The 24297-nt window shown below is 38.1% G+C and carries 25 protein-coding genes; 9 read left to right on the top strand and 16 right to left on the bottom strand.

The features are described 5' to 3' along the window. Positions 1-90 precede the first annotated feature (90 nt). The gene (locus CD138_RS14050; RefSeq protein ID WP_019168907.1) at positions 91-195 is read left to right on the top strand and encodes a type I toxin-antitoxin system Fst family toxin; all 105 of its coding nucleotides are present in this window, start codon (positions 91-93) and stop codon (positions 193-195) included. A 727-nt stretch (positions 196-922) separates the two neighbouring features. Here the strand turns inward: CD138_RS14050 and merA are convergent. From merA to CD138_RS09935, 13 genes are all read right to left on the bottom strand, one after another. Then, positions 923-2248 (bottom strand): hypothiocyanous acid reductase MerA, encoded by a 1326-nt coding sequence (gene merA / locus CD138_RS09995; RefSeq protein ID WP_019168906.1) that lies wholly within the window; start codon positions 2246-2248, stop codon positions 923-925. Then, positions 2249-2674, bottom strand: coding sequence for a redox-sensitive transcriptional regulator HypR (hypR, locus tag CD138_RS09990; protein ID WP_244913360.1), 426 nt, complete (start codon positions 2672-2674; stop codon positions 2249-2251). 77 nt (positions 2675-2751) lie between these two features. Then, the gene (locus tag CD138_RS09985; RefSeq protein ID WP_019168904.1) at positions 2752-3420 is read right to left on the bottom strand and encodes an ABC transporter ATP-binding protein; all 669 of its coding nucleotides are present in this window, start codon (positions 3418-3420) and stop codon (positions 2752-2754) included. A 12-nt stretch (positions 3421-3432) separates the two neighbouring features. Next, positions 3433-4482: an ABC transporter permease gene (locus tag CD138_RS09980; RefSeq protein WP_019168903.1), complete on the bottom strand. Its 1050-nt coding sequence runs from the start codon at positions 4480-4482 to the stop codon at positions 3433-3435. A 150-nt stretch (positions 4483-4632) separates the two neighbouring features. Continuing rightward, positions 4633-5961 carry a nucleoside recognition domain-containing protein gene (locus tag CD138_RS09975; RefSeq protein WP_019168902.1) on the bottom strand — a complete coding sequence of 443 codons (1329 nt, stop codon included), beginning with the start codon at positions 5959-5961 and terminating at the stop codon, positions 4633-4635. Then, the gene (locus CD138_RS09970) at positions 5955-7064 is read right to left on the bottom strand and encodes an NAD(P)/FAD-dependent oxidoreductase (RefSeq protein WP_019168901.1); all 1110 of its coding nucleotides are present in this window, start codon (positions 7062-7064) and stop codon (positions 5955-5957) included. Before CD138_RS09970 ends, CD138_RS09975 begins: the two co-directional genes overlap by 7 nt. A 210-nt stretch (positions 7065-7274) precedes the next feature. Then, entirely contained in the window at positions 7275-8432 is a 1158-nt protein-coding gene (locus CD138_RS09965) for an aminotransferase class I/II-fold pyridoxal phosphate-dependent enzyme (RefSeq protein WP_019168900.1), read from the bottom strand. A 70-nt stretch (positions 8433-8502) separates the two neighbouring features. Then, positions 8503-9885, bottom strand: a complete 1383-nt coding sequence (locus CD138_RS09960; RefSeq protein ID WP_019168899.1) for a sodium:solute symporter family protein — start codon at positions 9883-9885, stop codon at positions 8503-8505. Between the two features lie 481 nt (positions 9886-10366). Then, positions 10367-10480: a putative holin-like toxin gene (locus tag CD138_RS14810; protein WP_219727720.1), complete on the bottom strand. Its 114-nt coding sequence runs from the start codon at positions 10478-10480 to the stop codon at positions 10367-10369. Between the two features lie 311 nt (positions 10481-10791). Beyond that, positions 10792-11238 carry a Dps family protein gene (locus CD138_RS09950; protein ID WP_019168897.1) on the bottom strand — a complete coding sequence of 149 codons (447 nt, stop codon included), beginning with the start codon at positions 11236-11238 and terminating at the stop codon, positions 10792-10794. Between the two features lie 119 nt (positions 11239-11357). Next, a complete protein-coding gene (locus CD138_RS09945) occupies positions 11358-11681 on the bottom strand; it encodes a hypothetical protein (RefSeq protein ID WP_019168896.1) in 324 nt (107 codons plus the stop codon). 219 nt (positions 11682-11900) lie between these two features. Next, entirely contained in the window at positions 11901-13391 is a 1491-nt protein-coding gene (locus CD138_RS09940; RefSeq protein ID WP_019168895.1) for a catalase, read from the bottom strand. 241 nt (positions 13392-13632) lie between these two features. Then, on the bottom strand, positions 13633-14172 hold the full coding sequence (locus CD138_RS09935; protein WP_019168894.1) for a YfiT family bacillithiol transferase: 540 nt from the start codon (positions 14170-14172) through the stop codon (positions 13633-13635). A gap of 340 nt (positions 14173-14512) precedes the next feature. Here CD138_RS09935 and CD138_RS09930 point away from each other — a divergent pair, with 340 nt between their 5' ends. After that, complete coding sequence (locus CD138_RS09930) at positions 14513-14947, top strand: Hsp20/alpha crystallin family protein (RefSeq protein ID WP_019168893.1); 435 nt, start codon at positions 14513-14515, stop codon at positions 14945-14947. Between the two features lie 243 nt (positions 14948-15190). Here CD138_RS09930 and CD138_RS14245 read toward each other — a convergent pair whose 3' ends face one another. After that, complete coding sequence (locus tag CD138_RS14245) at positions 15191-15328, bottom strand: hypothetical protein (protein WP_180706907.1); 138 nt, start codon at positions 15326-15328, stop codon at positions 15191-15193. A gap of 615 nt (positions 15329-15943) precedes the next feature. Here CD138_RS14245 and spn point away from each other — a divergent pair. Further along, positions 15944-16240 carry an SPIN family peroxidase inhibitor gene (gene spn, locus CD138_RS09925; RefSeq protein ID WP_019168892.1) on the top strand — a complete coding sequence of 99 codons (297 nt, stop codon included), beginning with the start codon at positions 15944-15946 and terminating at the stop codon, positions 16238-16240. A gap of 268 nt (positions 16241-16508) precedes the next feature. Further along, positions 16509-17924 (top strand): pyridoxal phosphate-dependent decarboxylase family protein, encoded by a 1416-nt coding sequence (locus CD138_RS09920; protein ID WP_019168891.1) that lies wholly within the window; start codon positions 16509-16511, stop codon positions 17922-17924. Positions 17925-18203: 279 nt separating this feature from the next. Here the strand turns inward: CD138_RS09920 and CD138_RS09915 are convergent, their stop codons facing one another. Then, positions 18204-18626 (bottom strand): Lrp/AsnC family transcriptional regulator, encoded by a 423-nt coding sequence (locus CD138_RS09915; protein WP_019168890.1) that lies wholly within the window; start codon positions 18624-18626, stop codon positions 18204-18206. Positions 18627-18866: 240 nt separating this feature from the next. On the opposite strand from CD138_RS09915, the gene CD138_RS09910 reads away from it, so the two are divergent. The 3 genes from CD138_RS09910 (at position 18867) to tcaB (ending at position 21350) form a co-directional block, all read left to right on the top strand. Next, a complete protein-coding gene (locus tag CD138_RS09910) occupies positions 18867-19430 on the top strand; it encodes a TetR/AcrR family transcriptional regulator (RefSeq protein WP_174700853.1) in 564 nt (187 codons plus the stop codon). Between the two features lie 35 nt (positions 19431-19465). Then, positions 19466-20035 carry an isochorismatase family protein gene (locus tag CD138_RS09905; protein WP_019168888.1) on the top strand — a complete coding sequence of 190 codons (570 nt, stop codon included), beginning with the start codon at positions 19466-19468 and terminating at the stop codon, positions 20033-20035. A 103-nt stretch (positions 20036-20138) separates the two neighbouring features. After that, positions 20139-21350 (top strand): putative multidrug effflux MFS transporter TcaB, encoded by a 1212-nt coding sequence (gene tcaB, locus CD138_RS09900; protein ID WP_019168887.1) that lies wholly within the window; start codon positions 20139-20141, stop codon positions 21348-21350. 76 nt (positions 21351-21426) lie between these two features. Here the strand turns inward: tcaB and CD138_RS09895 are convergent, their stop codons facing one another. Continuing rightward, positions 21427-22065, bottom strand: coding sequence for an NAD(P)-dependent oxidoreductase (locus CD138_RS09895; protein ID WP_019168886.1), 639 nt, complete (start codon positions 22063-22065; stop codon positions 21427-21429). 368 nt (positions 22066-22433) lie between these two features. Here CD138_RS09895 and CD138_RS09890 point away from each other — a divergent pair, with 368 nt between their 5' ends. Further along, positions 22434-23060, top strand: a complete 627-nt coding sequence (locus tag CD138_RS09890; protein WP_019168885.1) for an FMN-dependent NADH-azoreductase — start codon at positions 22434-22436, stop codon at positions 23058-23060. Positions 23061-23520: 460 nt separating this feature from the next. Further along, positions 23521-24045 carry a DoxX family membrane protein gene (locus tag CD138_RS09885; protein ID WP_019168884.1) on the top strand — a complete coding sequence of 175 codons (525 nt, stop codon included), beginning with the start codon at positions 23521-23523 and terminating at the stop codon, positions 24043-24045. Positions 24046-24297: the final 252 nt, after the last annotated feature.

The following is a 24297-nucleotide window of genomic DNA, read 5'->3' as shown; positions in this document are numbered from 1 at the left end:
GATAGAAAAATATTTCACCGTACATGGTATAATATTTCCGTCACTTATCCCTCAGCAGTCTGAATTTGACGTAGAGAGGAGGTGTTCTATATGCTAGACTTGATTGTCAGTATAGCGGCTCCTAGCATTAGTGGCTGCATCGTTGTGTATTTTACATATTGGTTAAGTAAACGCAATGATAAAACGAAAAAGTGACAAATAACCACACCATTAGAAATCCCCTCACTAACCGCATAGTGAGGGGATTGGTGTTTATATGCTAGACTTCTGCTTTTATTATAGCATCCGCAACCACAAAATGCAATGTAAAATTTATTGTATATAAAATCAATACTGTATTGCCATTCTAAGTTTAATTCTATATGAATATTCCCGAAAACCATCTATCTGTTCAACCTCATAGTGATTTAAGACTATGTATAAAGTCATTCATTCACTTATCAACGTTTAGAACCACTTTCCATTGATTACCAAAATCGCGCAAGACTCCTGGGTACGCAACACACCATCTTGCCTTATCTATCCCCATCCCGGTAGTGATTGAAACCACCTCTGTGTATGGTATCACTCACTTTTTTCATTCACCCACTTATCAACGTTTAGAACCACTTTTCTTTGATTGCCCAAATCGAATCCTCGTGTTGCTTACACTATGATTGCCCCTGGTCGAGACTCCTGAGGCATCAGCTGAAGTCGAAAATCCAATCCGGCTACCTTGACTTAATCAAGCCGGATTTAGTTGAGAATTCAGCGCCTCGGAAAGCGAGACCAAAAAGGCAATCTATATATAATGTAACTATAAGAAACGAGGATTCGTTAGGCAATCAAAGACTATGAACAATCATGTATCAATAATGCTGAAAAATGCTAAATAGCGAAAAAAGACACGCATCCATCACAGACACATGTCTCAATAACATCACTATACATTAAACAAATCGTTAAACGACTCAGCCATGGTTGGGTGTGTATAAATATTATCTCTCAACACCGCATACGGCAACTGCTGATCAATGGCCAACTTCACAATATTGATCAGCTCCTCAGATTGCTGACCATACAATGTCGCACCTAACACTTGGCCTGATTTGGCATCTACCACCGCTTTGAACAAGCCTCTCGTATCATTGTTAATTTTATGACGTGGCATTGTGTTCACTGGCACTTGATTTTCAAGCACGTCATAACCTTTCTCACGCGCTTCTGCAGCAGTCATACCTACGCGTGACATCGGTGGATCGATGAACATTGTGTATGGTACTGCGCCTCGTTGTTCTAATGTACGTTGACCATCACCGAATAACTGAGATTTCACAATTCTAAAGTCATCCAATGAAATATATGTGAATTGTAAGCCACCATTCACATCGCCGACTGCATAAATGTGCTCAACTGATGTTTGAAGTTTGTCATTCACAACGACTTCGCCACGTTCACCTAATTTTACGCCTGCCGCTTCTAAGTTCAACCCTTCTGTATTCGGCTTGCGACCTGTTGCCACAAGAACGGCATCTGCTTCAAATTCACCTTGGCTTGTCACGACTTTTGTCACATCTGCTTCATCTTGAATCGCTTCTGTTTCCGCATTGTAAACAAATTTAACGCCTTTTTGTGTTAAATCTTCTGTCACATGTTTCGCAATGGCTTCGTCTTCTTTTTTCAAAATTTGATTAGAACGCTCTAAAACTGTCACTTCTGTACCGAAATTTGCAAAAATTGATGCAAATTCAAGCGCAATATAGCCTGCACCAACGATGACTAAACGTTTCGGTTGTGTTGTTAAATCCATAATGCCTTTTGAGTCATACACACGTTGGGATGTCTCTACACCTTTAATGTTTGGGATGACTGATTTTGCACCTGTATTGATGACAATATGTGTGCCTTCAATCGTTTGAACTGACTTCCCTTCTGTATTGAACAACTCGATTTCATGTGCAGATTTAAACGCTGCTGTCATGTTGATGACGTCTACCGTTTCTTCATCCGCGAGATTGTGATAGTTTTTGTTGTTTAATGCACTGACTACATCGCGTTTACGTTGCATGGCGTCGTTAAAAGATGCCGCTTCAATACCATCATGCACTAACACTTTTGATGGGATACAGCCGATGTTAATACATGTGCCCCCATACATTTCAGCAGATTTTTCAACAACGGCTACTTTTTTTCCTTGTTGTGCTGCAAATTTTGCCAGTGTTTTCCCTGCTTTACCAAATCCGACAACAATTAAATCGTATTTTTCCATTTATGCTTCCACCTCTTTAATTTGGTTCAAAATATCACCTATCGTTTGATCTTGGTAATAATTTGCAATGATATCTTGTTCAGTTAAATAGTGGCCATACATGACTTGTTCGATTTTTTGTGAGATTTCACAGTGAATTGAAGGATGCCCTGTAAATAAGCGACCATGATTCTCTGGACGATTGAACAGACGAAAGAGTGCTTCCAACTTAATGGCTGGCCCATCTTCCGTAGCGAGGTAACCCCCTTTTTGACCACGCATCACTTTGACATAGCCTTCTTGTTGCAATTTTGACATGACACGTCTTAATTGCACAGGATTGACACAGACGTTCCCAGCAAGCGCTTGACTATTAAACACTTCTCCATGATGTTGATTTAAAAATGCGAGGACGTGCACGGCAATATTAAATTCAAGATTCATCATTGCACCTCTTTAATTGTAATTCTTATAGTTACATTAAATCACAACTTTCAGTAAATGGGAACTCTAATGCTTAACATTTATTCTTCTTTTTCAGCGAGCACGCCATCTTTCATTTCGAAAACTTTGTCGCAATATGCAGTTAGTCGTTCATCATGCGTGACAATCATACACATTTTGTTACGTCGTTTAGATTGGTTTTTCAAAATTTCCATGACGGCCATCGCATTGTCGGTATCGAGAGCGGCAGTCGGTTCATCTGCTAAAATGATATCTGGGTTCGTGTAAATCGCTTTGGCAATAGCGACACGTTGTTTTTGACCACCTGATATTTCACTTGGTAGTTGATTCATGATACTGTCCAATCCTAATTGTTGAATTAATGCATCAAAGTCTTCTTGTGCCAAAACATCCTTTTTCCGCTTTTTTAAGAGCTGAAATTGCTGTTTCACTGTTAAAAGCGGTACTAAATTTGACGTTTGTAATATAAACCCAATTTGTTGCATACGGACACGCGCCAATGCTTTTTGACTTAAATTTGTTATTTTTTGTGCACCAATCGTGATATCGCCTGATGTCGGTGTTTGTAATGCACCTGCCATCGTTAAAAATGTGCTTTTCCCCGAACCTGATGGCCCTACAATTGCGATGAGTTCCCCTTGCTCAAACTGTAATGTTGTAGGTTTTACCGCTTCAATGACTTGTTGACCATCTTGAAATGATTTCGTGACATTTTGAAATTTCAACATATTTCCTACCCCCTAACCGATTGCCTTCAGTGGATCAATTTTACGTATTGTGACGATTGAAAATAGACTTCCCAATAGTGACACTAAAATGAGGACAATACCAAAAATCATCAGTGTCAATATATCAAATTGAATCGGTACGGCAGAAGGTAAAAAATTGCCAGTAATTAATGTCAAAATTAAACCAATGACTGTACCAATGAGCGCTAATATAAATGTTTGAGATAATACGACTTTCACTAAATCACCATTTGTAAATCCTTGTGCTTTCAATACGCCAAACAATTGCGTCTTTTGCAACGTGATGACATATAAAAATACACCAATCACCGTGGCTGAAATAATAAATAAAAAGCTGATCATAAAGTTTAACGTTAAGTTTTGTGCTTGATAGCCTGGCAGATTTTCAATGAACGTATCGATATCAACCGCTTCAAGTGAGTCGTCTAATTTTTGATTTTGCCAGTCACTATCTTTCACAACGACGGCATTGGTTTTGTCCTCTGTTAAAAGCGGATTCACCTTTTCAATGGTTTGATCATTACCAAAGAGCACAGGAGAAGCATTGTACTTCGCTGATTCCGTAAAGCCTACAATTTTAAGTGATTCATCTGACTGAGATAACGACAACGTGTCTCCTAGCTTAAATCCCTTTTCTTTCAATGTACCATCCGCAATGACTTCATGATTTGCTTTAAATGTTCGTCCCTCTGTCAATTTAGGAACAATAAAGGCATCTTTTTGCGTCCCATACAGTAATGCATTTTCTTCAATTTTACCGTTAGAAACGATGACCCCTGTCTGCTTCAACGTCGCTTGCTTGTCAAATTTCCCCTTTACAAGCGAGGTGTCAAAGCTGGATTGTTGGACGGTTTGATTGGCATCTTTATTTAACACAATTGCATCTGCATGCCAACGATTAATGCCTTCCGTATTCATATTGATAAGCCCCTTCGCCAGTCCAGACAGTAAAAATAACAAGTAACTGATGAGGATCAGAACTCCGATAATGAGACTGAATTTAAGTTTGTTGCGCTTGATTTCATTCCATGCTAAAAACATAGGCACCTCCAGGGATTGTAATGGTTTTATTTTCCCTATTTTTGCAATATTTAAGCCTTATTTCGATATTTAAAAATTGAAAGAGGCCGAGAGACAATGAAGTTCTCCCAGCCCTCTGCGGTATCTCTTTTATAAAATGTATGTTTAAAGTCACACAAGCCATGTGATACTGCCTAATATAATAACGCACACAACTGAAGTGATCATTTGACGTCCAATCATTTTACCACCTTCACGCCACCCTAATTGCCGCATCACCATCGTCATTGTGACCGAACACGCGGTAAATGTTGAGCTGAAAAAGACGAGAATCAGCACTTGCCATGCCGACAAACTTTGAATTAAACTTCCGCCTCCCATGTTAAACAACAACATGCCATCTTTACGAATCATTGAAAACAATATTCCTGGTGATAATTCGTGTGGAATATGTAATAAACTGAGGACCGGAATAAACATTTTTGAGATGAGTTCAAGTATTGGAGTCAATGCAAATGCGCTTGCAATTAAACAAATCCCTATAAATATCGGTAATGCTTGAAACAAAAACATTTTGACACTGTCCCACATTTGCAAGCAAACACGTCCTAACGATGGCCATGTTAAAGGTTCGTGCAACGTCATTTGTGGAGACATCAACTGCTGTTCTGACGGGTACCATAGCCGGTTGTGCAGTAACCCACCTATTAAGACGAGTAATAAATACGGGATAAAGAGCCACGTTTGATGCGCGACATTAAATATAGAAAGTGTTGCACCAATTTGGTAACTGCATGACGTCCCAAAACTGATGAGACTCATGCAACGTGTCCGTGTACATAAGCGACATTGATGACCTGCTTGTACGATAGCCGCTGCGTTACAACCAAATCCTTCTAGTAGTGGAATAATATCTGTGCCATCGAGTCCAACTTTTCCTATCGTGGGTGCAATCGACCAAATGATATATTGCTTCAGGTGCGATTGATCAATAAATGCACTCGATAAGCTGAGCATTACAACGACAGGTAACGCCCAAACGAGTGAATACGTCCCGAGTGACAGTACGCCATAATCTCCAAAGAAAAATGCTTGTACGAGTGACGGTCGAAATAACGAATATTGTGCAAGTGTGTCAATCCAAGGTGCAACGTATTGATTTTGTAGCCAATCTGACAAATGGTACGCACCATAGACTGGTAATGCGAACATTAAAAAGACACATAACCATCCTAATAACGTATGCCAAGGACGTGGTCGCTGATGTTGATGTGCGCGCCAAAACGATTGTAATGCTTCTACATGACGTCGTGTCTCTTCAGTTGTGCAATGAACTGCATGTTGGAGTGATACTTCTAAACGTTGTTGAATAATGAAACGTTTTAATGCTTGTTGTTCATACGGTGTCAGTTGTTTGAGTCCTTGTAAACGAAACTGATGGGGTTCATTCGGAATGTTGGAGACACGTCCACGCACTAAATCATACGCTACTGTTAGCATGAGCAGTCCACTTCACAACAACGATAGTCATCCAAATACATTTGATTGTCACGATAACGATCAATGACTTTTTGATCCACAGCCAAGCCTTCACGTTGCATCATGGCACGTGCTAACACAGCAAATCGTGCTCTAAATTTATAAATATAGCAAAGGATTGCTTCGTCGTGACGTACTGTCGCTCCGATTAAAAAGACGTTCGGATAGCGTGTCGACTCATCTAAATCTGTTAATCGCACTTCTCCATCTCTCACCGTAAACAGTTGTTGAATGAGTGGATTTTTCGTGACATCAAAACCTGTCGCGATAATTGGTTCTGTCGGACTGTAGACGATGGCACCATTATCAAAATGGATTTCATATTGTCCATTACGAAAAAGAATAGACTCCGCACGATAGTGGACGTTCATTTCAATTTCCGCACCTTGACGGACCACTTCTCTTAAACGTTGATGTGTATATGGCGACAAGCGAATACTTGGGTCTGCATCATCTGCATCAAAGCCAGTTGAACTTGTATATATCGACACCTGTGCCCCTTGATGCGCGAGATGAATGGCAGCATCAAATGCACTTTCATTCCCCCCGATAATCGTAAACGTGTTGCCAGGTAACTCATTAAAATCATCCACTTCACTATAATGAATACCATGATCGAACGGCTGGTTTGGAAAGGCAAAGTCACCTGTCGCAACGTAAATATAATCCGCTGTAAATGTCCCTTTAGATGTATTTAATTCGTAAACACCATCAACAAATTGAACATCTTCCACTTTCGTTTCTGTGCGCACATCGATGTCATAGTGTTCAGCAACAACTGTTAAATATTCTGCATATGTATCACCCGATAAATGTTCTTCATTAAATGTAAATGCGGGTGATGTATCTTTGGCAATCGCGTTCATATCTGGCATACCAAAACCATTTGAAGTAAAGGACGGTGTAATCGTGCGGGTCGATTTCGGCCAATTTTTGAAGGATTGCCCGATTGAACCTCCCTCTATCACACAAACATCTTCAAAATGGAGCGTCTTCATCGTGACAGCCATACCAATCCCTGCAGCACCTGCACCAATAATTATGACTCGGTGATGTTGTTTCATTACAATCCCTCTTTCTAAATCGAAATAATTACGATTTAATAATTGTAGACTATCTCTTTCTCGATTGCAATACGAACAACTTGGCTTTGCACTTGTCATGATCATTAACAACTAAAAATGAAACGAATACATCTAAACACACATCTCCATTTTGCCAAAATATAAACGCGTATGAGATCGTCTGTTATCCCATACGCGCTTTGACACTTGCTATGCTTGATAATATGATAAGAAACGTTCCAACCTATTACACGCTTCTTCTATTGTTGGCATGTCACATGCAAAAGAGAGGCGCACGTAACCTTCCGCAAAATCGGAAAATGATTTGCCGGGTACGATGGCCAACTGTTCTCTTTCTAACAATTGGTTACAAAAACGGAATGAATCTTGATCGTACGCCGACACATCTGGAAAAATATAAAACGTCCCTTGTGGCAACGTCACTGGTAATCCCATAGCTGTTAAACGTTGGTAAATATAGTCACGACGTTCACGATAAGCAGCATTCATCTTTTCAATGTCTGCAGCCCCTTCTTTTAATGCACGAATGGCACCATATTGACTTGGTGTTGCCACACAAATCGAATTATACAAATGTACCGTCGTCACTTCTTCTATCAATTCAGGCGTCGAGAGCACATAGCCAACACGTGCACCTGTCATTGCATGTGATTTCGATAAGCCATTTACGACAAACAATTGCTTACGAATCTCTGGAAACTCCATAAAAGAATGATGGCGTCCTTCAAATACATTTTCACTATAAATTTCATCCGTAATAATGAAAATGTCTGTCTCTTTTAACACTTCGACAATTTCTGCAATATTTTCATAAGACAGTGTTGTCCCAGTAGGATTCGTCGGATAATTGAACATAATGGCTTTCGTTTGCGGTGTAATAGCCGCTTTAATCGCCTCAGCTGTCGGTACAAAGCCTGTATGTGATGTATCTACCCATTTTACTTCAGCACCTTGGAGTTTTACAATCGGCTCGTACCCTAAATACGTGGGCCCAGGCAAGATGACTTCTTCGCCTGGATTTAAAATCGTTCTTAAAATGTCGTCAATCCCTTCTGATGCGCCATTCGTCACGACAATTTCTGTTTCAGGATCATAGGTTACACCGAAACGTTCGGCCGTGTATTCTGAAATCGCTGTACGTAATTCCAACAATCCTTTATTGTGTGTATATTTCAATCGACCTTCTTGAATCGCTTGAATCATGGCGTCTTGTACATAAGAAGCAACTGGGAAGTCAGACTGCCCGAGCGTTAAGTCTAAACAGTTTGGGTATTGATCAACTTTATTCGCAAACTGGCGTGTCCCAGGTACTTCAATGTCTTTAATATGCTTGTTTAATAACTCCATTTCATAGATGCCCCCTTAAAAATCATCAACCTTAGATGGTCTATCGTACGATTTCGTTATATGCCACATTTTATGTTGCACTTTTACGCTGAAATCGCGACATAATCAATAATATTATAGCATTAACAAGGATGGCATAAAATATCGTCGCAGTTGATTGTGGCCCTGCAATAGCGATACCGATAAAAACAACAATCACACTTGCGATCATCGCGTAAAATGCCGCTTGTGGTGTAATCCGCTTTATGAATAATCCTAAAACAACTGGCATAAATATGCCCCCTGTCAATATCGCATAAGCTATATCTATCGCAACGAGGACTTCTTTTACCCAAATCGAAATGATAATCGCAATGATTGCGAGAATGAATGTCGTCAATCGTGTCATTCCTAAAAACTGATGATCTTCCATATTTTTGAAAACATAAGGCTTCAACAAGTCATTAGAAATAATCGTAGCGGATGCGAGCAATGTTCCTGACGCTGTCGACATAATCGCTGCAATTAAAGCTGCAAACACAATCCCCAACAATCCATTTGGCAATATTTCGAATGCCATATGTGCGAAAACATTTTGCGTATTCTGATTCTGGATATGTGGAAACAATACATACGCACACATACCGACAATCACCATCACAATAGAATAGAGTGCACTATAAAGTCCGACTAGCACCCCTGACGTCTTTGAAATTCGTTTCGTCTTCCCTGTAAAGAAACGTTGCCAAATATCTTGTCCAACCATCACACCTAACGTATATGTCACAAAATAATTCACAATTTCCCCAAAACCAATATTAAAAAAGCTTAAATGTGACGCTGGCATTTGTTCAAATAACGATGTCAGTCCGCCAACACTATGTAAACTCATCGGCAACATAATACAAAACATCCCAATGGTCATCACTAAAAATTGAATCACATCCGTAATCGAGAGCGTCCACATGCCTCCTAAAATCGTATACACAAAGACAATACTTCCACCAACGAGAATGGCCGTCATCATAGGCCAATGAAAAATTTGTGATATGACCGCCCCCATCGCAATCACTTGCGTCACACAAATCATGAGTGTATACATCGCTGTAACAACTGCCCCCATCACTCTTACGCGGTGACCAAATAAGCGATATAGTAATTCACTGATCGTAATCACTTGTAAATCCATAATACGATCAAGTAAAAACAAACCGAATATCGTAATACCCACACCCAGTGAAAATACAAACCAAAAACCAGACAGTCCTATTTCATAGCCCAACTGTGACGTCCCGATTGTAGAAGAGCCACCTAAAAACACAGCAGTTAAGCACCCAAATAACATAAATAGCCCTAGATTGCGGTCAGCCACCATATATTTTTCAGATGATTTCGCCTTTAATACACCGACAATGCCTATCGAAATCAGTGCTGCGAAGTAAATAATAAATACTAAAAAGTCTATTGTTTTCATTTTAATCAACTCGCTTTGTATTTTGTTGTTCACCCTTTTTCACATGGTGATTCATTATCGAAACTCAGAGCACGATTGAAACATCCCTTCGCGTGAGTGTCGTCTTAAGCTTGTTGATCATATATTTTAAGGATACGATTAAATCCCACATCCTCATCCCCCAAAAACTGTTCTTTTTCAATATCTCCACGTCACGTTTTCGCCTAACTGTCAGTAGATCTAAACACTTAAATAGCACCCATATCTCTTTGTGTTGCAACATCAAAATCTACCCCTTTGTCATATTTCTTTATTTTCTAAAAATTATAAACTTTATACATCTAATGTAAAGTATTAATCGTTTTCAATACAAGAAATCTATATATCATCAGCTAGACAAAAAAACGACTCATGTGCTAATTTATAAATAGAAAAGGCAACACACAACTTATGTATTGCCTTAGCGAGACCGTTAAAAAATAACCATTTAACTCGGCCAAAGTTAGGAATGGTTATTTTTTTGAACATTGATAGCAATAAATACGACTAAACTGATTAAAGCTACGATAAGGTTACCGAAAGCACACATCAGCATGAGTATGTCTATCACACGCATTATTCAAGGCCTCTCCTCTCTAAAGGTTTTGATAATACGTTCATACGCATCACCTCTCTTTATACAAAGATAGCCACCATCCATCTCACTTTCTCACAATACATTTTATAGCCCGTTTTAAATTTTGTTCACAATTATATTTGTTATAAAAAGGTGTGTTCAAGCTAGAAAATAAGATAAAATGCGCCTTATTTTTCCACTTTCTTATACTTGAATCTGAATTTCTTAAAGTAAAATTAAAAAAGACCCGAATCATCGAGGGTATAGCAACACTATCCCATGATGACCCGAGCCTTACATGACGTTGTCAATTAGCCAATATAAGCTTTCAACATCCAAATATTATGTTCTAATTCTGTCGCAATTTCGATAAACATATCCGCTGAACGATCATCGCCCGCTTCTTCTGCGTTACCTTGTGCTTGTTTTAATTCTTTAACCACTGTTTCGAAGTCTGCAGCTAATTGTGCAACCATTTGCTCAGCTGAAATATTTTTCTCAGCTTCATCAATGCTAGAAACTTCTAAAACTTCTCGCATCGTACCGACTGGCTTACCTTCTAAAGCAAGCGCACGCTCAGCAATTTCATCTACATAGACTGCCACTTTGTTATAAAGTTCTTCAAATTTTTCATGTAATGCGAAGAAATTGTGACCTTTTACGTACCAATGATAATTGTGAATTTTCGTCCATAATACTGTGAAGTTAGATAATTGTAAGTTTAAGTCTTCAACGACTAGTTCTTTACCTTGAGCCATTTATCATCTCACCTTTCTTGAATCTATTATTTTAATTTTATTTAATTATACATACATATTTTAACCGCTGTATGATGTGCTCAAACGTGACTCGTCAATTGTTCACGTGTTTTCCACATTTAGATTTTAGTGTGTAAGTAGTTCGACATCGCTTTAACTTTGTCAGCATCACTCTCTTCTAACGTAAACACGCCGTAATCAAATTTAATTTCTAACGCGGTATCTGTCGTTTTAATTGCTTTAATTTCGTTAAATTGGATATTACGGTAATAAAATTGACCGTCCATATCCACGTTTAAAATCAAGCGTTCATTTGTCGCAACATATGCTGCATCAAAACGTTTTGCCACGTCTTTCATTTGATAAGGCATCACACCTAATACAGACGTTACAATATGTTCTGTTGGAAATAAATCATCTGGGTTGATTCTATCTAATATCATCTTAAAAACCTCTCGAATTTTAAATTTAACAGTCGCGCATATGATTAACAGTGTATAAAACAGTGTCATTTTAATCATATACGGCGCATCAAAGGCGATTGTCTTCAAGATGCAGTATGTGCGCTATCAAATCAATCGCCTTTAATGATACCGTGTGTGAAACGGGAGCTGTAAAGGTAACACAGCTTTATTATTTAATTATTGATAAAATGGTCGATATTAGATTTCAGCAATAATACTTTCTAATTGATCTTCCATACCTAATGCTTTCGCAACACCTGTACCATAGTTTACATCTGCTTGATAACAATGTTTAATGTGACGACGTTTCACTTCATCCGTTGTCCCTTCCATTTCGTTCGCAGTTGTAATAAACATACGTTCTTGTTGTTCTGGTGATTGAAGACGGAACAATTTACCAGGTTGTTCGAAGTAGTTGCTGTCGTCTTCTCTGAAATCATACTCATACGCGCCACCTTCTAATTCTAATGGTGGACGTTTGTATTCTGGTTGACTTTGGTGTGCACCATAACTATTTGGATAGTAATGTGTTTTGCCACCTTGGTTACCATCTAAGAAGCGCATTGCACCGTCACGGCTGAATGGGCAAATGTTTTCAACACCGACACCTTTTGGTTGGTTAACTGGAATTTGCCAGTGGTTCACACCTAAACGGTAGCGTTGTGCATCACCATAAGAGAATAAACGACCTTGTAACATTTTGTCTGGTGAGAAATCTAAACCAGGAATAATGTTTGTCGGTGCGAATGCTGCTTGTTCAACATCCATGAAGTAGTTTTCAGGGTTACGGTTTAATTCGAATTCCCCTACTTCAATTAAAGGATAGTCCCCTTTGTACCATACTTTAGTTAAGTCAAATGGGTTATCTTTATGGTTTTTCGCTTGTTCTTCAGTCATCACTTGGATGTACATTTTCCATTTCGGGAAGTCGCCTTCTTCAATAGCATTGTACAAGTCGCGTTGTGAAGATTCACGGTCATTTGCGATAATTGCTGCCGCTTCATCAGGTTGTAAGTTTTCAATACCTTGTTGTGTTCTGAAGTGGAATTTCACCCAAACACGTTCATTATTTGCATTAATCATGCCATAAGTATGTGAACCGAAGCCGTGCATATGTCTGTAACCTTTTGGAATACCACGGTCAGTCATTAAAATTGTCACTTGGTGTAACGCTTCAGGTAATGACGTCCAGAAATCCCAGTTGTTTTGAGCACTTCTCATGTTTGTACGTGGGTCACGTTTAACAGCATGGTTTAAGCTTGCAAATAATTTTGGATCACGGAAGAAGAATACAGGCGTGTTGTTACCTACAAGATCCCAGTTTCCGTCTTCAGTGTAGAATTTCAATGCGAAACCACGAATGTCACGTTCTGCATCTGCAGCACCACGTTCCCCTGCTACTGTTGAGAAACGTGCGAACATTTCAGTTTGTTTTCCTACTTCTGAAAAGATTTTTGCGCTTGTATATTGCGTAATGTCATTCGTTACTGTGAAAGTACCGAACGCACCTGAACCTTTTGCGTGCATACGACGCTCAGGAATGACTTCGCGATCAAAGTGTGCCATTTGTTCTAAAAAGTACCAGTCTTGCATCAATAATGGACCACGTGGACCCGCAGTCATCGAATTTTCACGGTCACTGACAGGATGGCCAAATAAGCCCGTTAATTTTGATTCATCTCTGTTCATATATTCACACCTCTAGATTAGAATTATTTTAATTTAGTATACCATTGTTTAAAGTAATTACAAAGTGATTCTCATAAAAATTTGAAAAAAAATAATGTGTACGCTATGCTAAGTTATCCATAAACGCCGTTATGATCGCATCGAAACTGATGTTACAATGAATTTATCTCCATACATCATCGTCTCACTTAGAATATCAATTCCTTACATTTCATTTTCAACTATTACGCTCATAGTTACTTTAAAAACTTTCATTCGAAGCGCCGATGTCAAATTGTCCTAAAGCAATTTGAATATGCGCAAGGTGATGACGTTCATGCCATGACAACTTCGCTATCGTCTCACCTACCGTCGTTGCACCACTGTTTTCTAACACAAAGTCTCTTGTCAGTTCTGCTTCCGTTAATTGTTGACCAATTGCAACAACACGTTGATTAATTGCCTCTAACATTTGAATCGATACATCAATAGGCAAATCTGAGTCTGCCAATTTCACCCATTCATCTTGGACAAAGTTTGGCACTTGCGGATGCGTATCTGTTAAAGCAAGTTTTAGCCGTTGAAACATATTCATTTGTGAGTCTGCAATATGATGGACAAGTTGTTGTACTGTAAAACTACCTTCACGATATGTCGCTTGCAAATCATTTTGGTTCAAATTCGTCACTGTTTTCCTTAAATCCTGGACATATTGTGTAATATCTTCTAACCAAGAATCCACATACGTACGTGTCACCTTATCCGGCATTTCTAATCCTCCAATAGGATATCTTACATCCATAATGACCCCTCCTTCATCATTTTAGACAGTTTCATCATATCATTTCACACGATACATATAATTCCATACAGATAATGCAAAACTACATTTAACATTCTATTTCAACCTTTCATTGATACTTTTACCCGCTTATATGACTTCCTATGTTTATTTTTTTCATTAAATTTGAATGAATGGTTAGAAAGCTTACTCGATTCTTTGACCTTGACTATCTTTGACTATTGGAGTAAACTTTAAACATAAAGCAATCTACTTTGAGGTTATAACGTCAGAGTGATTGTAAAAATAATAAACGTTTGAGTTATATTCAAACAATTAGTCAATAAAGGAGAGATACATGATGGCTTTTGATATGAGACCTTTTAATCATTCATTTTTCAATATGGAACCTAGTGATTTCTTCAAAGATTTCGGACGTCATATGTTAGACGACGCATTCACAACTTCTCACATTAAAACAGACATTAAAGAACTGGACGATGCTTATGTCGTTGAAGCTGAATTACCAGGTATGGATAAAGAAAACATTCAATTAAAATTTGAAAATAACGTATTAACGATTACTGCACAACACAGTGTAGAAGATCGGAAAGAAGATGAAGAAGGACGCATGATTCGACAAGAACGTCATTTCAGTAATATGCAGCGTTCATTTACATTCAATAACGTAGACGAAAACAATATTAAAGCATCTTATCAAAACGGCATGTTAAACGTGACGCTAGGAAAACGCACACCAGGTCGTTCAACAAATTCTGACATTCCTATCGATTAAAACATCACATTTTGCTATGTGAATTTCATAACCTTTCCATTTTAAGCGTATCATGTTCCCTACATGATGCGCTTTTTACATCTCCTCACTTTCCTCGGCATAGGATGAACCTACACCATCACCATTTCACAATTCACTTTCTACTATAAAATTTAATTTGATTTTCATTAAAGGTATAAGTCATTTTTGTTTATGCTCTTTGCTGTGATTGCAAGAACAGTTCGAGACTCCCGAGAAGTAAAGTTAAAAACAAAATGACGTCATTTCACTTTGATAGTGGTTACTGTTTAACGCAGTAGCTGTCTGACTTCTCAATGCGTTCACTTTTGAGAAGTCTAGCCAGCCTTGCGGGGGCAGTACGACCATTGCCATCTCCCACATAAAAGTTACATTGAAGGTATTACGTTGATTTTTATTATGCTGCTGTTAACGTTTTTGTTTATGTCCCACTCAAGATTGCAGACCGGGGACGAGACTCCTGAGGCATTGAGCCGAAGCTGAAAATCCACCAACGCTTCAACAAATGTCTCATTATAAGAGCGTTGGTTAGTTGAAGCGAGGCGCCTAGGAACGCGTTGCATCTCCATTTCACAATCCAAATTACAATACAAAGCTTGAGTTGATGAAAGCGAGTTGATTTTTATTGATAGAACGTGTAATTTTTTTGTTAATTGCTTTCTCTGTGATTGCAAGAACAGTTCGAGACTCCCGAGGGATCAGACGCAGCCGAAAATCCAATTTGGCTTCCATCCAGTGTACACTTCAAATCAAGCCAAATTTAGTTGAGGCAAGTCCCCTGGGAACGCGAGAACTCGTTCAGCAATCTCAAATTGGTTGAATTAAAAAACCAACGACATACACCTATTTATAAAACAATTCAAATCATATGCTCAAATATTAAACAAATATTAACTATTATTAAATACACTTAATAATGCAATATTTTAAAAATTTACATGTTATATTAGTCTCATCAAAACAAAGGAGTTGTATAGTATGAAAAAAACATTAGTTGCAGGTTTAGCAGTAGCAGCATTATCGACAGGTGTATTCGCAACAAGTCACGAAGCAAATGCACAAGTGACATCACAAAACGGTATCATTTTACACGATGACTCAAGATTCCTTGAACATGAATTAGAATATGTAAAAGTACTTATCAATCCAAATACAGATCAACAAACAAAAGCACAACTTCAAGATTACTTTGCTAAACAAGGATTAAACTCAGTGAGCGAAATCGTTCAAAAAGCAAAGCAAGACGGTCTTAACGTATCAGAATTCAATCAATAATTTGACACTTAACATTTAAACGCTTTCTAACGCTTAATAGATAACGCCATCACCTTATCGCTACCAAGAAGGTGATGGCTTTTTCTAATCACTCACTTCATTTTATAACGTACAAGGTCATCTCAACTTTATAAAATAAGGTCTTAACTCCTGTCACTGTTACTCACTAACTTTTTCATATTCAAGCTAACTTTTCTTTAGAATGATAGCTTTTCGTTTCGTTACAATAGCAATATTGACTTAAAAAGCATATTATGGAGGCCGTCATATGAATATAGATATTAAAAATAAACAGATACAATTTAATCATTTAATCCATGATGAAGTCGCATATTTATTAAATAGAGAGATGAAAGATTTACCTGCAACACTTCAACCCACAGCACACATGATTGCTAAATATCAACATATGTCGATTCCAAAAGAAGGTCAAGCTGTGAATGAAGTGCTAGATTTACTCCATAATGAAATTTTAGCTTATAATTATCGCGCGAATCATCCACGTGCTTTTTCATTTATTCCCGGCCCAGCGTCTCAATTGTCGTGGTTGACTGACCTTTTAACGAGCGCCCATAATATTCATGCATCAAACTTTGCGAATGCACCGCTTCCTATTGCGATTGAGCATAGCCTCATTCGTTATTTAAGTGAAAAAATAGGCTTCGATCCCACATTATCAGGTGGTGTATTTGTATCGGGCGGTTCGATGGCGACATTAACTGCGATTACTGCTGGAAGAGATGCGATGATTCCACTTTCTCGAATATCAAAAGCAACTGTTTATTTAACAGATCAAGCACACTTTTCTGTCACAAAAGCACTCCACATCGCAGGTTTCGCGGAATCACAACTACGCTATATTCCAACTGATGATGTATTCGCGATGGATGTGAAGGCTCTCGAACATCAAATTAGATTCGACATTGCCCAAGGTTATCATCCGATTATGATTGTTGCGACGACAGGAACTACGAATACAGGGGCCATTGATGATTTAAATCACATTACACGTATCGCACAACAACATCGACTGTGGGTCCATGCAGATGGCGCTTATGGTTTATCACATATTTTCACAGAGGAAGGTAAACGATTATTGAAAGGCATCGATAAAGTGGACAGTGTGACGTGGGATGCCCATAAACTGTTATTTCAAACGTATAGTTGCGCAATGGTGATCGTAAAAAATAAAAATCACCTTCTTTCCACTTATGGTGTCGAAGCTGAATATTTAGATGACATTACTTCTACAAATGAAAATATTGACCCAGAAAAATTAGGAATTGAATTGACGCGCCCACCTCGAGGATTGAAATTATGGGTGACATTACAAGTGCTGGGTGAAAATGAAATCAGGCGTCGTATTGAACATGGACAAGAAATGGCACGCTATGCTGAACAACAAATTCAACACATGCGCGATTGGAAAATCGTTACAGCACCACAACTTTCCATTATAAACTTTCGCTATGAAGACCCTCAAAAATCACCGGAAGAGAATGATAAAGTGATGCAATACGCCGCTTCACGGATTGCTCAATCAGGTTATGCCATAGCGTACACGACAGAATTAAACCAACGCCGTGTCATTCGCTTTTGTACCATTCATCCAGAAACAACATATGCAGATATTGACGGCACTTTAGAACGTTTGGATACATACGTCCATGAGGCATCTGTATAAAATGAAGCATCGGGCTAGAGTACTGTCAGTCATGTCTTCTCTAGCCCTTAAATTTTGCGTACATCAAACATGATTGAAATAACGATGCATGAATGATCCCTCTATTTGTATGTAGAAAAACAACCCTATCTTGAAAAGTGATGTGAATTTTTCTTTTTCAATACTATGAAGTAACTCGAATTATAAATCTAGGCGAAATTCCTGCGTCACTTTGCAAAACATGCCCAAAGCGCACAGTCATTAATTTTAAAAACTGAAACGGAAACACACTTCCCCTATCTATAAATCATCCATTTTCATTGTCTTTAACACAATCGACGTGTTAAATTCTGCAATACGCTCCATCTTCATAATAACTTCATTCAGACTGACAATATCTTTCGTATGTCCTTTAATAATAAACTTTTCAGTTCCCGTCACCGAATAATACTCTTGAAAATCAGAAAACTGTTGGATTCGCTTTTCAAAATCTGAAAATGAGATTTTAATCTCTGTAATTTTCATGAAAAAATCAATCATATAACCTAACTTTTCATAATTTACATCTACATGAAAGCCATCAATGACACCAGACTCTTTCATTTTTGAAATTCGATTTTTCACACTTGGCTCCGATAACATGACTATAGAAGAAATTGTTTTCACTCTCATACGTGCGTTTGTCTTCAACAGTTTCAATATTTGTACATCGATTTCATCCATATCATCGCCTTCTTTCTCTATCCATACGAGCGCTCAACTTGAAAAAATACAGTTTCACATTTGCTCACCGTGTAATTTTCTATTGTCTTTATTATATAGGTAGAAAGGCGTCATTTTCAATTTTAACACCACCACAATCATGACGTATTAACGTGATAGAAGGATGAGTTTATTTCTTGAAACGGACACCCATCCCACTTATAATAATATCGTCATCTTAAAAGAAAGAAGTTGGGAACTGTGTCCAAACGTAGCGATGCGCTTAGAAACGAGCAACTCATTCTTACCACAGCACAGACATTGTTTAACCATACCTCTGTCGAAAAGGTAAGTATGAAAAAAATTGCAGAAACAGCTCAAATTGGAACTGGTACACTTTATCGCCATTTCTCCAATAAGTCTGATATTTGTTCGACATTGTTAGCTCATGAAGTGACACAAATGTTTGAACGTATTGATCGTCACAAGCAAAAGGTTGATGATCCGCACGAACAACTCCGCTTCATTTTTCTATCACTGATTAAACTGATGGAAGACAATGTCAACCTCTTAAAAGAAATTGAACGTACTGACAAGCAAAAACGTGTCATGATGCAAACACCCTTTTACGTTAAATTAAAAGAAGAAGTCATGGCGTGTGTCACAACATTAGACATTGTGAAAGATCCTGACTTTCTCAGTGACATGTTGCTCAATTCATTTTCAGCTGATGTATTTGAATATCAACACTATGTCAAAGGGATTCCATCAGAACAGTTTGTCGATCGTATTTTGAAGATTTTCATCCGCGGTGTGCAATCATAAACTAATGAAGTCATTAAATGGAAGGAAGATGTAACATGAATTTTGAAAACACAGCACTTGTATTAATTGATTTACAAAAAGGCATTGCCCATATGGGAGAGACTGCGCCACATAGCGTCTCGACTGTATTAGAAAATGCGAGCCAAATGGTGAAATTATTCAAAGAAAATAATGGTTTTATCGCTTTCGTACGCGTTAATTTTCATGACGGAAAGGATGCCTTAAAACCTAATGCAATGCGTCCATTACCTGGAGGTGCCCCTGGACCGGACTTTGCGGAACTTGCTGATGAACTCGGTGCAGAGCCTCATGATTATATTGTGAACAAACGTGGTTTTAGCGGCTTTTTCGGGACAGATCTCGACTTGCAACTTCGTCGTCGTGGCATTAAAAATATCGTTATTGGTGGGATTTCAACGCATGTCGGTGTCGATACGACTGCACGTGATGCGTACCAACATGCTTACGACCAATATTTCGTCTCTGATATGATGTCAGCACCTGAAGCATCATTACACAACTTTTCAATTGAGCATACTTTCCCACTGATGGGTCAAGTCTTAACAACAGCAGAAATGAAAGCACAACTTCAATCTGAAAAGTAAGTGTCCAATTCATGAAAAAGTTGCACGGAAGTCAATGGGGTGATTTCCGTGCTTTTTTTACCATTTCATATGGCATCTAATATAGAAAGAAAGGGATTGAGTTATGGAAAAGAAACGTACATCTCCATTATTTATTTTGATTATGGCAGGTCTCGCTGCATTCGGACCGCTTTCTATTGATATGTATTTGCCCGCTTTACCTGAAGTTAAAAATGATTTAGGAACGACTACAGCCCTCACGCAGCTTACCTTAACACTCTTCATGGTCGGCCTTGCAGTAGGGAATATCGTCGCTGGAACGGTATCAGATTCCACTGGACGTAAAAAACCGTTAATCGTCAGTCTCATTGCTTACATCATCGCTTCTATTGTGATTGCACTCGCGCCAAATATCATTGTGATGATTGCATTTCGCTTTATTCAAGGAATGGCTGGTGGTGCAGGTATTGTTTTATCGAGAGCGATTGCTACTGATTTATATAAAGGACGCGCGTTAACACAATTTTTAGCGCTGTTGATGCTCGTTAATGGGGCAGCACCGGTATTAGCACCGATGTTTGGTGGATTCATTTTGAGTTTGTCCAACTATCGTGTCCTATTCTGGATTTTAACCTTCTTATCTCTATTGATGTTAGTGGGTGCATACTTTAAAATTGATGAAACATTGCCGTCAGCTTCACGCCGTCCAGCACATGCAAAAGCGATTGCTGCTGATTTTAAAATGTTACTTACACGTCGTTCATTTATACTTCCCATTTTAATTCAAGGGTTCACTTTTGCGATGTTTTTCAGCTATATGGCGGCATCTCCATTCATTATGCAGAACTTATATGGCTTGACTGCTCAGCAATATAGTTACATTTTCGCGTTAACAGGCTTAGGGCTCATTATTACCGCACAATTTACAGGGCGCATCGTGAAATATGTGAATCAACACGTGCTGTTCCGCATATTTTCATTTGTACAATTGGTCGGTGCCATTTTAGCTATTTTTACGTTGATTAATCATGGGTCTCTATGGATTTTATTACCTGCCTTTTTACTTATCGTAGCTCCGGTCGCCGGCATCGCAACATTGGCGTTTTCCATTGCAGTTGAAGGCCAGAAAAAAGGGATTGGTAGTGCTTCGAGTTTAGTCGGCTTATTACAGTATTTCATCGGCGGAATTTCAACACCACTCGTTGGCTTGCAAGGTGAATACAGTTATGTACCTTACATTTTCGTCGTGATTGTCACAATGACTGTGATTATGTTTCTTCAGTTTTATCATTACTGGACAAATACACGACATGAATCACAAGTACATGCAGAGTAGAGCCATGTCCACAAAAAAGTGTGTATCTATAAGGCGTATAGTCAGCCTCGTAGATACACACTTTTTAATTAGGTCATTAATGCTTTTCACTCACGACAGTCATTTGTTGTTTAAGATGATCGCCACGTTCAACTTCATCTATGATTGCTAACGCCATATCTGCATAGCTCACATAACTTTCTCCATCAGTATTAAACAACATGATATCTCCGCCAATACGATAATTACCTGTACGCGGTCCGTCTACATCAAAAAATGCGGAAGGACTCACAAACGTCCAATTCAAATCCGTTGTTGCCTGTAAGTCTTCTAAATTTTTCGCTTGTCCTACTGCAATTTCATACGCAAAATCAGGAACACGACCGACATCAAAACTGTTTTTCGTTCTTTCTTCATCCATATAGAGACTGCCTGCACCACCTAGGACGATTAAACGTGTGTCGACACCTGATAGCGCGCGAATGAGTACACGTCCAGCATCAATATGTGGTTGTGTTTGACCAATCGGCGTTCCAAATGCATTAACTACCACATCAAAACCACTCAAATCTTCAGTCGTTAAATCAAAAATATCTTTCTCTATCACTTTTAGACTTTGATTTGATACTTTAGACGCATCACGCACTATAGCCGTCACGTCCAACCCTCTATTCACCGCTTCCTCCGTAATTAAACGGCCAGCTTTACCTGTCGCACCAATAATACCTACTTTCATATTAGCGACCTCCCTCTCTTTATCTTATCTACGTTATATTATAAGCCAGCTGTAAAATGAAAGGAAAATTTGCGCTCGCCACAAATGTTTAACACACCTCATATTTGAGATACCGAATGCATGGTGCTTCCCATTGATTAAAGTGTGTCATCCAAGAACTTTCAATGCCTTTTATGATTTTAGGCTTTACAGTTAATCGCTCATAATCGCTTCAGCAATGTTGTTTCAGGCTCCTTTTACCTGTGTAAACATACCCTTTATCGTGTGACTCAAAAAAATTACGAATTCGAGATTTTTCTGTTGATATATTTTTTATACCTGTTATAATAAGACTATCAATTCTTGAAAAAAGGAAGGAATTATTAATTATGGCTAAATTACTTTATATTACAGCACACCCTCTAGATGAATTACTTTCAGCTTCAATGGCTGCAGGTAAAACTTTTAAAGAAAGTTACGAAAAAGCTCACCCAGAAGATGAAGTCGTACACATCGACTTATTCAAAGAAGATATTCCACAAATCGACGCAGATGTATTCTCTGGTTGGGGTAAATTACAAAACGGCGAAACTTTAACTGACGCTGAGCAAAAGAAAGTTAACCGTTTAGGCGAAATCGTTGAAGAATTCATTAATGCAGATAAATATGTATTCGTTTCACCAATGTGGAACTTATCATTCCCACCTGTACTTAAAGCATATATCGATGCTGTTGCAGTAGCAGGTAAAACATTCAAATATACTTCAGAAGGCCCAGTTGGTTTATTAACTGACAAAAAAGCTTTACACATCCAAGCTCGTGGTGGTTTCTACACTGAAGGTCCTGGCGCTGACTTAGAACACGGTGACCGTTACATCAAAACGATGATGGCATTCTTCGGAGTACCTTCATACGAAACAATCATTGTTGAAGGTCATCACGCTGCTCCAGAACGTAGCGAAGAAATCAAAGCACACTCACTTCGTCAAGCTGAAGAACTTGGTCAAAGCTTCTAATAACAACTTTGATATTCAAGACCCTTTCTGTGATATTCACGGAAAGGGTTTTTTTGTTATGTTGCTTTTCAGTCATTATCACATCACTGAACTGAACAATATAATAAAACGACTTACATGCTTAATTTAAAACAAATACCACGTCTGTCTTTCAATTTCATTATATTATTGTTGTGAACTTTCCAATAAAAAATCAATTAAGATTCCGCTTTTTATGACGTGCTATTTTTTTCCAAACTTTATTCCAAATATATATAAATCCGTTTCAAAATCCAAATCTTCACCTCTTTCATCATTGCTTAACGACCGCCATGATAGCATTTTTGTCTAAATTGTGAATATTATCACATTTGTATTGTGTCCTTTCTCATGATTATATATAATAGCTTCGTAGATATATAAATTATACTAATAGACGATTCAGTTTATTATACAGTTTAATTAGGAGGCGTATGTTTTTATGGTTAAATGGTTCCAGCAAAGTACCATTGCTAGTGTTATTTTATTGGTGATTCGTGTTTATCTCGGTTATGGCTGGCTCATGTCAGGTATTGCTAAAGTGACAAGTCCAAAAGGGTTTAATGCAGGAGGATTTTTACACCATGCTGTGCAACAACCTGTGATGGGAACAGATGGAAGTGTGCAATATCCTTTATTCACGTCATTTTTAGAACACGTTGTCATTCCAATGACACCTACGATCAATGTCATCATCCCTGCTTTTGAAATTATCGCAGGCTTATTATTGATTTTAGGTCTTTTCACTCCAGTCGGCGCATTGATCGGCTTAGTGCTTAACTTCTTGTTCTTATTTGCGGGCACAGTTTCAGTGAATCCACTTTACATTTTAATCGGATTCTTTATCTTTGTCGGTGGATACAACAGTGGTTTCTTCGGTGTAGACCGTTTCTTAAAATCATTGTTAAGCAAAAAGTTTTTCAGTATCTTTAACTATCATCCAGAAGCTAAAGATAAAAGCATTTAAACTTTTATTTTGACTATAAACCAATCAGGGGTACTTGTGGTGTTTAACACCATTATGTCACAAGTACACCCTGATTTTTTTATTCTCTAATAGTGTTATCCTTCTTCTACTATTCATTCTCAATCATTGATAAAAATATCAAAAACTTCATTAAATTGGTAACACTTCTTATCAATATTTTCTACTATATTGTATATCAATGCTAAATAAGTTAATATATTTTAATAGCATTTATATGATATGATACAACTT

Source organism: Staphylococcus intermedius NCTC 11048 (genome assembly GCF_002902385.1).
Lineage (GTDB): Bacteria > Bacillota > Bacilli > Staphylococcales > Staphylococcaceae > Staphylococcus > Staphylococcus intermedius.
This window is presented reverse-complemented; position numbering and strand designations above follow the sequence as displayed.

What these genes read in the sequence shown, in the direction of transcription:
- CD138_RS14050 (WP_019168907.1), top strand. Translation starts at nt 91, where the DNA reads ATGCTAGACTTGATTGTCAGTATAGCGGCTCCTAGCATTAGTGGCTGC.
- merA (WP_019168906.1), bottom strand. Translation starts at nt 2,248, where the DNA reads ATGGAAAAATACGATTTAATTGTTGTCGGATTTGGTAAAGCAGGGAAA.
- hypR (WP_244913360.1), bottom strand. Translation starts at nt 2,674, where the DNA reads ATGATGAATCTTGAATTTAATATTGCCGTGCACGTCCTCGCATTTTTA.
- CD138_RS09985 (WP_019168904.1), bottom strand. Translation starts at nt 3,420, where the DNA reads ATGTTGAAATTTCAAAATGTCACGAAATCATTTCAAGATGGTCAACAA.
- CD138_RS09980 (WP_019168903.1), bottom strand. Translation starts at nt 4,482, where the DNA reads ATGTTTTTAGCATGGAATGAAATCAAGCGCAACAAACTTAAATTCAGT.
- CD138_RS09975 (WP_019168902.1), bottom strand. Translation starts at nt 5,961, where the DNA reads ATGCTAACAGTAGCGTATGATTTAGTGCGTGGACGTGTCTCCAACATT.
- CD138_RS09970 (WP_019168901.1), bottom strand. Translation starts at nt 7,064, where the DNA reads ATGAAACAACATCACCGAGTCATAATTATTGGTGCAGGTGCTGCAGGG.
- CD138_RS09965 (WP_019168900.1), bottom strand. Translation starts at nt 8,432, where the DNA reads ATGGAGTTATTAAACAAGCATATTAAAGACATTGAAGTACCTGGGACA.
- CD138_RS09960 (WP_019168899.1), bottom strand. Translation starts at nt 9,885, where the DNA reads ATGAAAACAATAGACTTTTTAGTATTTATTATTTACTTCGCAGCACTG.
- CD138_RS14810 (WP_219727720.1), bottom strand. Translation starts at nt 10,480, where the DNA reads ATGCGTGTGATAGACATACTCATGCTGATGTGTGCTTTCGGTAACCTT.
- CD138_RS09950 (WP_019168897.1), bottom strand. Translation starts at nt 11,238, where the DNA reads ATGGCTCAAGGTAAAGAACTAGTCGTTGAAGACTTAAACTTACAATTA.
- CD138_RS09945 (WP_019168896.1), bottom strand. Translation starts at nt 11,681, where the DNA reads ATGATATTAGATAGAATCAACCCAGATGATTTATTTCCAACAGAACAT.
- CD138_RS09940 (WP_019168895.1), bottom strand. Translation starts at nt 13,391, where the DNA reads ATGAACAGAGATGAATCAAAATTAACGGGCTTATTTGGCCATCCTGTC.
- CD138_RS09935 (WP_019168894.1), bottom strand. Translation starts at nt 14,172, where the DNA reads ATGGATGTAAGATATCCTATTGGAGGATTAGAAATGCCGGATAAGGTG.
- CD138_RS09930 (WP_019168893.1), top strand. Translation starts at nt 14,513, where the DNA reads ATGGCTTTTGATATGAGACCTTTTAATCATTCATTTTTCAATATGGAA.
- CD138_RS14245 (WP_180706907.1), bottom strand. Translation starts at nt 15,328, where the DNA reads ATGTGGGAGATGGCAATGGTCGTACTGCCCCCGCAAGGCTGGCTAGAC.
- spn (WP_019168892.1), top strand. Translation starts at nt 15,944, where the DNA reads ATGAAAAAAACATTAGTTGCAGGTTTAGCAGTAGCAGCATTATCGACA.
- CD138_RS09920 (WP_019168891.1), top strand. Translation starts at nt 16,509, where the DNA reads ATGAATATAGATATTAAAAATAAACAGATACAATTTAATCATTTAATC.
- CD138_RS09915 (WP_019168890.1), bottom strand. Translation starts at nt 18,626, where the DNA reads ATGGATGAAATCGATGTACAAATATTGAAACTGTTGAAGACAAACGCA.
- CD138_RS09905 (WP_019168888.1), top strand. Translation starts at nt 19,466, where the DNA reads ATGAATTTTGAAAACACAGCACTTGTATTAATTGATTTACAAAAAGGC.
- tcaB (WP_019168887.1), top strand. Translation starts at nt 20,139, where the DNA reads ATGGAAAAGAAACGTACATCTCCATTATTTATTTTGATTATGGCAGGT.
- CD138_RS09895 (WP_019168886.1), bottom strand. Translation starts at nt 22,065, where the DNA reads ATGAAAGTAGGTATTATTGGTGCGACAGGTAAAGCTGGCCGTTTAATT.
- CD138_RS09890 (WP_019168885.1), top strand. Translation starts at nt 22,434, where the DNA reads ATGGCTAAATTACTTTATATTACAGCACACCCTCTAGATGAATTACTT.
- CD138_RS09885 (WP_019168884.1), top strand. Translation starts at nt 23,521, where the DNA reads ATGGTTAAATGGTTCCAGCAAAGTACCATTGCTAGTGTTATTTTATTG.